An 8,123-nucleotide genomic window follows, 5' to 3' on the forward strand; every position below is an offset into this window, starting at 1 on the left:
ATGATTTAGTCGAAAATCCCAAATCTAAAATCCAAAATCGTAACTATGGACGTTAGTAGAGAGAAAGCGCCAACTGCACAAGAGACGTTCATGCAGATGGCTCAAGCTGCTGGTTTACGAGGCCGCATCCTCGTAACCGTTGGCTTACTGATTTTAGTACGCCTGGGTGTCCACTTGCCAGTCCCCGGCATCGATCGAGTCGCCTTTGCCCAAAACGTCCAAAATAGCCCTTTAATTGGCTTTCTGGACTTGTTCTCAGGAGGCGGCTTGTCAGCGTTGGGGATTTTCGCGTTGGGGATTTTGCCCTACATCAATGCTTCAATTATTGTGCAACTTCTAACTGCGGCTCTGCCAAGCTTAGAAGACTTGCAGAAAAATGAAGGAGAAGCAGGGCGACGCAAAATTTCTCAAATTACTCGCTACGTTTCATTGGGCTGGGCAATTCTGCAAAGTATTGGCATTGCGATTTGGGTCAGCCCTTTTGCTCAATCTCCAGCGCCTTTATTCATAGCACAAACTGCTTTGGCTCTGACAGCCGGCTCAATGTTTGTGATGTGGATATCGGAAGTGGTGACGGAACGAGGTATCGGGAACGGAGCGTCGCTGCTGATTTTTATCAATATTGTGTCGGTATTGCCGCGCTCTTTGGGACAAACTTTTGAATTGGCTCAAAGTGGGGACACACAAGTTGTCGGCCGCGTAGTCGTTCTGCTGCTGGTCTTTTTGGTAACGATTGTCGGGATTGTTTTTGTTCAGGAAGGTACTCGCCGCATTCCGATTATTTCGGCCCGTCGCCAAGTCGGCCGCAAAGTTTATCGGGAGAGCCGGAGTTATCTGCCCCTGCGCTTGAATCAAGGCGGAGTGATGCCGATTATTTTTGCATCTTCGGTCTTGATTGTGCCTTCTTTCCTCGCTCAGTCTCTCAATAACCCGTTTTTGGTTCAAGTTGCTAATGTTTTGAGTCCGAACGGCCCTGCCCCTTGGGCTTACGCGCTGTTTTATCTAACTTTGATTCTGTTCTTCAGCTATTTCTACGCTTCGTTGATTGTCAACCCCGTAGATATGTCTCAGAACTTGAAGAAAATGGGCGCTAGCATTCCGGGAATTCGTCCGGGTCAGAAAACGAGTGATTATGTGGAGAAGGTTTTGAACCGTTTGACTTTCTTGGGAGCGATTTTTCTCGGTCTGGTGGCTATTGTACCAACTGCTGTAGAAAGCGCGATCGGAGTGCAAACTTTTAGAGGTTTTGGCGCAACTTCCCTACTGATTCTAGTAGGTGTCGCGATCGAAACTGCTAAACAAATTCAAACTTACGTCATCTCCCAGCGATATGAAGGAATGGTGAAGTAATCGTAATGCAATTTATTTTCATGGGGCCTCCAGGGGCGGGAAAGGGAACTCAGGCTCAGATATTAGCCGCTCTCTGGAAAATACCCCACATTTCTACGGGCGAAATCCTACGCGCCTGCGTGGTGGCTAAAACTGCCTTGGGCCTAAAGGCGCAAGCTTACATGGACAAGGGTGAGTTGGTTCCCGACCAATTGCTGATGGATATCGTGCAGGAACGCTTGAATGAACCGGACGCGAATGCGGGCTGGATTCTCGACGGCTTTCCCCGCACTGTTGCCCAGGCAACTTTTTTAGACAAACTGCTGCAGGAGCTTAGCGGTGCTGAGGGGAGTACATCAAACCCGAAATTTGGTCTCAAAGCTGTTAATCTCGACGTGCCTGACGACATTTTGGTGTCTCGCCTGCTGTCGCGGGGCCGGCAGGATGACAATGAGGAGACGATCCGCCGCCGGTTGCAAGTTTATCGCGAGCAAACTGAGCCTTTGATTGATTTTTACAGTGACCGTCAACAGTTAGTTGCGGTTGATGGCGATCGAGCAATGGAATTAGTCACCGCAGAACTCCAACAATCTCTCTCTGGCGACTCTTGAACCCTCTCAATACAGCTTGTTACTCACCAGCTTTTGCTAAGATATGTTAACTAGGAGCTTTTTGTGCTATCAGGTTTTGTGAGGGTTGCTAGAAACTGGATTGAACTCGATACTAATTGCCAGAACTTTACTCAAGTAAAGCCAAAGTGAGCGGTTAATTGAGTCTTTAAGTCGATCGAGTCGCCCTAATTATTGCCCCCCGTTCCCGTTTGACTCCTACCAGTAAATAGGTTTTGAGCCCAACGCCGGGACACTCCTAGTTAATCAAATGTAGAGTTGAGGTAAATACCAAATTGTCTAAGCAAGATTTAATTGAAATGGAAGGGACAGTGACGGAATCCCTGCCCAATGCGATGTTTCGCGTTGACCTAGATAATGGGTTTAACGTGCTGGCTCACATTTCCGGCAAGATCCGCCGCAACTACATCAAAATTCTGCCTGGCGATCGCGTCAAAGTCGAATTGACTCCCTATGACTTGACCAAAGGCAGGATTACTTATCGCCTTCGGAAAAAATAGGCTTAGATAAAACTTTCTAAAAACGAATTCTAAGTTTAATTTAGAGAGAATTTGGTAAAAAGCTTCAAATTTATGCTATAATGCTACGTTTGTAGTGTTGCCGAGAAGGGCGTCAACAACCTACCGGTGTACCGGGTTAAGTCATTGTTACACCGTAAAAGTATCGCTCGCCAACACTCTGGCGCAGGCGAACTTTACCCAGCAATGGGAGTGGGTGCAAGCGGGCTCCTTCATGAAACAACCCGCACTTTATACAATTTAATCGAGGAGAGGTCTACACCTTGCCCAGCCTCTCCTCCCACCGCTCTACGGGCAGTCCCAGCGTGCCTGTTCTCCGCTAGAGCGGGGTTCTCCAGGCAGGAAGAAAGATGAAAGTTCGAGCATCTGTCAAAAAAATTTGTGAGAAATGTCGCGTCATCCGCCGTCGCGGTCGAGTGATGGTGATATGCACTAACCCGAAACACAAACAGCGCCAAGGTTAGAAAAAACGAAGATTGGGCACTGCACGCAGGTGCATCCTAATTGAACATTGTAGCCAAACAGGAAAACTAGGGAGACAAAAAGTGTGGCACGGATTGCCGGGGTAGACCTTCCACGCGATAAGCGCGTCGAAATAGGTCTGACATACATTTACGGAATAGGCTTGTCGCGGGCCCAAAAAATTATCGCTGCAACAGGCGTCAATCCTGACACTCGCGTCAAGGATTTAACAGAGGCCGACGTGACAGCTCTGCGGGCTCATGTAGAAACCACATACCAAATCGAAGGAGACCTCCGGCGCTGGGAGTCAATGAACATCAAGCGCCTGATGGACATCGGAACTTATCGCGGTCGGCGTCACCGTTTGGGTCTGCCGGTGCGGGGACAACGAACCCGTACCAACGCCAGAACCCGTCGTGGCGTCCGCCGAACAGTTGCGGGCAAGAAAAAGGCACCTTCCAAGAAGTAACATCTTTTTGGGAACAATACGCTGGGGGCTGCTGGCTCCTAGCGCTTCGGGACATTAGTTGAGAGAAACGTTAAAGAGACTAATATGGCGCGACAACAAACAGGCAAGAAATCTGGTGCAAAAAAGCAGAAACGGAATGTACCCAATGGGGTAGGCTACATCCAGTCTACCTTTAACAACACGATTGTAACTATTACCGACCTCAACGGCGAAGTGATATCCTGGGCATCGGCAGGTTCCAGCGGTTTTAAAGGAGCTAAAAAGGGAACTCCCTTTGCCGCTCAAACAGCAGCAGAAAGTGCTGCACGCAGAGCCAACGACCAAGGAATGCGCCAAATAGAAGTAATGGTGAGCGGGCCCGGAGCAGGTAGAGAAACTGCAATCCGGGCGCTGCAAGGGGCGGGACTGGAAATCACCCTGATTAGAGATGTTACCCCAATTCCTCACAACGGCTGTCGCCCTCCCAAGCGGCGTAGAGTCTAAAACGATTTGAGATTTTAGATTTTAGATTTTGGATAATGGCTAACTGCTTAAAGTCAAAAACTAATGGTTCTAACTGTTGCCCCGTCCATCCAAAATCCGAAATCCGTTCAGGGGTATGCTCTGCAATCTAAAATCCAAAATCAAAAATCCAAAGTGGAAAAGGGAGGTCACTCCGTGGCGCAGTTTCAAATTGAATGTATAGAGTCTAACACTGACAAAGACCGCAGTCAGTACGGAAAATTTGTCCTGGAACCGCTCGATCGCGGTCAGGGAACAACAGTTGGGAATGCGCTGAGGCGAGTTCTGCTGTCAAACTTGGAAGGAACAGCAGTAACTTCAGTCCGAATCGCGGGCGTCAATCACGAGTTTGCCACGATCGAAGGGGTACGTGAGGATGTTCTAGAAATTCTCCTGAACATGAAAGAGGTCGTCCTCAAAACTCATTCTCCGCAGCCGCAAATCGGCAGGTTGCGGATTGAGGGGCCTGTCACAGTTACGGCCGATAGATTCGATTTGCCCTCAGAGGTGGAATTGATCGATCGATCCCAGTACATTGCAACTCTCTCCCCAGGCTCAGTTCTGGAAATGGAATTCAGAATTGAAAAAGGCATCGGATACCGAGCAGTAGACCGCAGTCGCGATGATGGATCGGCTTTGGATTTTCTCCAAATTGACGCCATCTTTATGCCGATTCGCAGAGTCAACTACAGCGTTGAAGATGCTCGGGTAGGCGGTACGGTCGAGAAAGACCGGCTGATTATGGAAATCTGGACTGATGGCAGCGTGACTCCTCAAGAAGCTTTGAGTCAATCTGCCAACATCCTGGTAGATTTATTTTCACCTCTCAAAGACATCACCCAAGATTCTCTCAAACCAGAGTATCCCGGTGAAGCCGATCCTACCAGCCAAATTCCGATCGAAGAATTGCAGTTGTCCGTCCGGGCTTACAACTGTCTCAAGCGGGCTCAGATCAACTCAGTCGCAGACTTATTGGATTATACCCAAGAAGACTTGCTCGAGATCAAGAACTTCGGGCAGAAGTCTGCTGAAGAAGTGATTGAAGCTTTACAAAAACGCTTGGGCATTACCTTGCCACAGGAAAAATCAGCTAAAAGTTAATCAACGGGTAACGGGTAAAAAAGTTCTGAATTTTAAGTAGGTGAGTTTTTAAGTTAAAGAAATCACCGCTCAAAACTCGCGGACTATCCCGGCGCCCAATTACCAATTACCAATTACCAACTGCCATGCGTCACCGCTGTCGCGTTCCCCAACTCAACAAACCGGCTGACCAGCGTCGCGCCCTGCTGCGCTCGCTGACCACCGAATTAATCCGCCACGGTAAAATTACTACCACTCTTGCCCGCGCCAAAGCGCTGCGCCCAGAGGCGGACAGAATGATTACCCTGGCAAAAGATGGCTCCTTGGCCGCTCGCCGGCAAGCTATGGGCTTTATCTACGACAAACAGTTAGTACACGCCTTGTTTGAAGCAGCCCAAGAACGGTACGGCTCGCGCAACGGGGGCTACACCCGCGTAGTACGAACTGTCCCCCGTCAAGGAGACAATTCCGAAATGGCGATCGTTGAACTGGTTTAATTCCATTTTGGGTTGGAGATTTGTGATTTATGACTGACAATCGAAAATCCCCAATCGAAAATCCCCAATCGATACAGCGCGTTGCTCTGGTGATCCAATACCTCGGCACTAACTTTCACGGTTGGCAGCGACAGCCGAACCAGCGTACAGTACAAGAAGAAATTGAAACAGCAATATCGACTGTTCTGGAACGCCCGGTAACGCTGCACGCTGCTGGGAGAACCGATGCGGGTGTTCACGCTGCTGCTCAAGTAGCGCATTTTGATGCCCACGGCCCAATTCCGGCTCACCGCTGGGCAAGTGTTCTCAACTCTCGACTGGCAAAAGATATTTTAATTCGAGCTTCGGCAAAGGTGGAACCTACCTGGCACGCTCGGTTCTCAGCCAGTTGGCGGCGCTATCGCTACACCCTTTATACAGACCCGACCCCTAATTTGTTTGTGCGTCCTTTTGCTTGGCACTGCTATCACGCCCCTGTGGATGAATCTTTGATTCAGACAGCTTTGACACCACTCATCGGGCGGCATCACCTGGCTGCTTTCCACCGCGCGGGCTCTGCCCGCCCCCATTCCTGGGTGGACGTGCAAGCGGCAGAGTGTCAGCGTTCTGGGCCTCTTATATATATTGAGGTTCAGGCGAGCGGGTTTCTGTACGGGATGATGCGGCTGCTGGTGGGGTTGCTGGTGCAGGTGGGTCGCGGGGAAAGGCCGATCGACAATTTCACAGATATCTGGGTCAACGAACGCCGAGAAATGGTAAAATATGCCGCTCCCGCTCAAGGTTTGTGCCTGCTGCGGGTTGGCTATTCAGAATTTCCCTTTCCCCCAGAGGTCTGGTACGACACCCAGCCAAAATTAGTCATTAGTCATTAGTCATTAGTCATTAGTCATTAGTCATTAGGTAACTACTAATAAAAAACTAAGGACAACTAACAATTAAAAACTGACAACTGACAACTGACAACTGACACCTAACAACAGTTAACAGTTAACAGACAACTAACAACAAACAATGAACAAAACTTACGTCCCTACTCAAGACTCCCTAGAGCACAAGTGGTACGTGGTCGATGCCGCTGACCAGCGGCTAGGCCGTCTGGCAACAGAAGTTGCCATGTACCTCCGGGGGAAACACAAACCGACTTACACTCCTTCTATGGATACCGGCGACTTCGTAATTGTCATCAATGCGGACAAAATCGCTGTTACTGGCAAAAAACGCACCCAGAAAATCTACCGTCGCCATTCTGGAAGACCGGGCGGGATGAAAACAGAAACTTTTGCCAAATTGCAAGCACGTTTGCCCGAAAGAATTGTCGAAGAAGCTATACGAGGAATGCTGCCTCACACTTCTCTGGGCAGACAACTGTTTACTAAACTGAAGGTGTACGCTGGCCCCAACCACCCGCACCAAGCTCAAAAACCAGAAGAATTAATTGTTCACACGATTCCGGGAGGAAATGAGTAATGCAAGCAACAGATACATCCGGTCGCGCTGTGTACTGGGGAACCGGCCGCCGCAAGCGTTCGGTAGCGCGGGTGCGCTTGGTTCCCGGTACTGGCATACTGACAGTCAATGGTAAAGAGGGGGATTTGTACCTGCAATTCAACCCTACTTATTTGGCTCTCGCTAAGGCCCCTTTGGAAACTTTGGGTCTGGAAAATGAGTACGACATTTTGGTAAAAGTCGAAGGCGGTGGCTTGACAGGTCAGGCTGACTCGATTCGATTGGGTGTCGCTAGAGCACTTTGTCAATTAGACCCGGACAACCGCAAGCCTCTTAAGACTGAGGGCTATTTGACTCGCGACCCGCGGGCAAAAGAACGGAAAAAGTACGGTTTGCGGAAAGCTCGCAAAGCTCCTCAATACTCCAAGCGCTAATCGAGGTTCGGCAGCGGGTTGTGTAACGTATGTAACGGATGTAACGGATAGAAGGAAGAGGGAAGAGGGAAGAAGGCAAAATTATCCAGATTCTATCTTCCTTTTTTTTCAAGTCTATTTGCTATGGACGATCGCTGGTTCCAACAGATATAAGGCAAAATTCGTGCTGTTGTTGGTGTACAAGTCCTGCGGCAGCTAAAATGGTTGTAAAGTCAAAAATTAGAGAGTAAAAAACAATGGCAAAAGAAGGCATTCACCCTGAGTGGTATCCCGAATCTCAGGTTTATTGCAACGGGGAACTGGTGATGACTGTGGGCTCAACTAGACCCAAGCTTCAAGTTGATGTCTGGTCGGGAAATCATCCTTTCTATACTGGCACTCAGAAGATTATTGATACTGAAGGTCGTGTGGAGCGCTTTATGCGGAAATATGGCATGAGCGAGGTAGAAATGCCGAAGGCAGATGCTTCCTCTGGACCGCTGAAAATGGAAGATCCGAAAGCAGATGCTGCTAAGGCTGCTGGTAAAGGCAAAAAGAAGAAGTAGCCGGATTGTCATTTGTCCGCAGTTTGTTGAGAGTAGTTCTTTCTACTGGCAACTTACCGCCCTCGGATTTTAGATTTTAGATTGAAGACTTGCTAGGTAAATAGTTTAGTTCGATCGAGTAGAGTTCGCTCGACATGGGAGCATCCCGATTTTGTAAATATCCCAATAAATGATATAATTTTACATTTTTTAAACCAACGGCTTCCCCAAAAA

12 protein-coding genes are annotated in these 8,123 nt (G+C 48.8%); all 12 read left to right on the top strand.

Going from position 1 to position 8,123, the window contains the following annotated elements; all coding sequences use genetic code 11:
- Nucleotides 1-45: 45 nt before the first annotated feature.
- The 12 genes from secY to rpmE all read left to right on the top strand — a co-directional run bounded on the left by secY (nt 46) and on the right by rpmE (nt 7,910).
- Nucleotides 46-1,350, top strand: coding sequence for a preprotein translocase subunit SecY (secY, locus tag QUA83_RS01265; protein WP_333082087.1), 1,305 nt, complete (start codon nt 46-48; stop codon nt 1,348-1,350).
- A gap of 5 nt (nt 1,351-1,355) precedes the next feature.
- Nucleotides 1,356-1,940 (top strand): adenylate kinase, encoded by a 585-nt coding sequence (locus QUA83_RS01270; RefSeq protein WP_333290967.1) that lies wholly within the window; start codon nt 1,356-1,358, stop codon nt 1,938-1,940.
- 293 nt (nt 1,941-2,233) lie between these two features.
- The gene (gene infA, locus QUA83_RS01275) at nt 2,234-2,458 is read left to right on the top strand and encodes a translation initiation factor IF-1 (protein ID WP_006276978.1); all 225 of its coding nucleotides are present in this window, start codon (nt 2,234-2,236) and stop codon (nt 2,456-2,458) included.
- A gap of 368 nt (nt 2,459-2,826) precedes the next feature.
- On the top strand, nt 2,827-2,940 hold the full coding sequence (gene rpmJ / locus QUA83_RS01280) for a 50S ribosomal protein L36 (RefSeq protein WP_015178722.1): 114 nt from the start codon (nt 2,827-2,829) through the stop codon (nt 2,938-2,940).
- Between the two features lie 83 nt (nt 2,941-3,023).
- Nucleotides 3,024-3,407, top strand: a complete 384-nt coding sequence (gene rpsM, locus QUA83_RS01285; RefSeq protein ID WP_006634981.1) for a 30S ribosomal protein S13 — start codon at nt 3,024-3,026, stop codon at nt 3,405-3,407.
- A gap of 84 nt (nt 3,408-3,491) precedes the next feature.
- Nucleotides 3,492-3,890 (top strand): 30S ribosomal protein S11, encoded by a 399-nt coding sequence (rpsK, locus tag QUA83_RS01290; protein WP_006634980.1) that lies wholly within the window; start codon nt 3,492-3,494, stop codon nt 3,888-3,890.
- A gap of 174 nt (nt 3,891-4,064) precedes the next feature.
- Complete coding sequence (locus QUA83_RS01295) at nt 4,065-5,009, top strand: DNA-directed RNA polymerase subunit alpha (protein WP_333290971.1); 945 nt, start codon at nt 4,065-4,067, stop codon at nt 5,007-5,009.
- Between the two features lie 125 nt (nt 5,010-5,134).
- Entirely contained in the window at nt 5,135-5,485 is a 351-nt protein-coding gene (gene rplQ, locus QUA83_RS01300) for a 50S ribosomal protein L17 (protein ID WP_190657966.1), read from the top strand.
- A 29-nt stretch (nt 5,486-5,514) separates the two neighbouring features.
- A complete protein-coding gene (gene truA, locus QUA83_RS01305) occupies nt 5,515-6,357 on the top strand; it encodes a tRNA pseudouridine(38-40) synthase TruA (RefSeq protein ID WP_333290968.1) in 843 nt (280 codons plus the stop codon).
- A 139-nt stretch (nt 6,358-6,496) separates the two neighbouring features.
- Entirely contained in the window at nt 6,497-6,952 is a 456-nt protein-coding gene (gene rplM / locus QUA83_RS01310; RefSeq protein ID WP_015178725.1) for a 50S ribosomal protein L13, read from the top strand.
- Nucleotides 6,952-7,365 (top strand): 30S ribosomal protein S9, encoded by a 414-nt coding sequence (gene rpsI, locus QUA83_RS01315; RefSeq protein ID WP_006634975.1) that lies wholly within the window; start codon nt 6,952-6,954, stop codon nt 7,363-7,365. Before rplM ends, rpsI begins: the two co-directional genes overlap by 1 nt.
- 236 nt (nt 7,366-7,601) lie before the next feature.
- The gene (gene rpmE / locus QUA83_RS01320) at nt 7,602-7,910 is read left to right on the top strand and encodes a 50S ribosomal protein L31 (protein WP_333290969.1); all 309 of its coding nucleotides are present in this window, start codon (nt 7,602-7,604) and stop codon (nt 7,908-7,910) included.
- Nucleotides 7,911-8,123 lie beyond the last annotated feature (213 nt).

The organism is Microcoleus sp. K1-B1 (assembly GCF_036704705.1).
Classification (GTDB): domain Bacteria; phylum Cyanobacteriota; class Cyanobacteriia; order Cyanobacteriales; family Microcoleaceae; genus Microcoleus.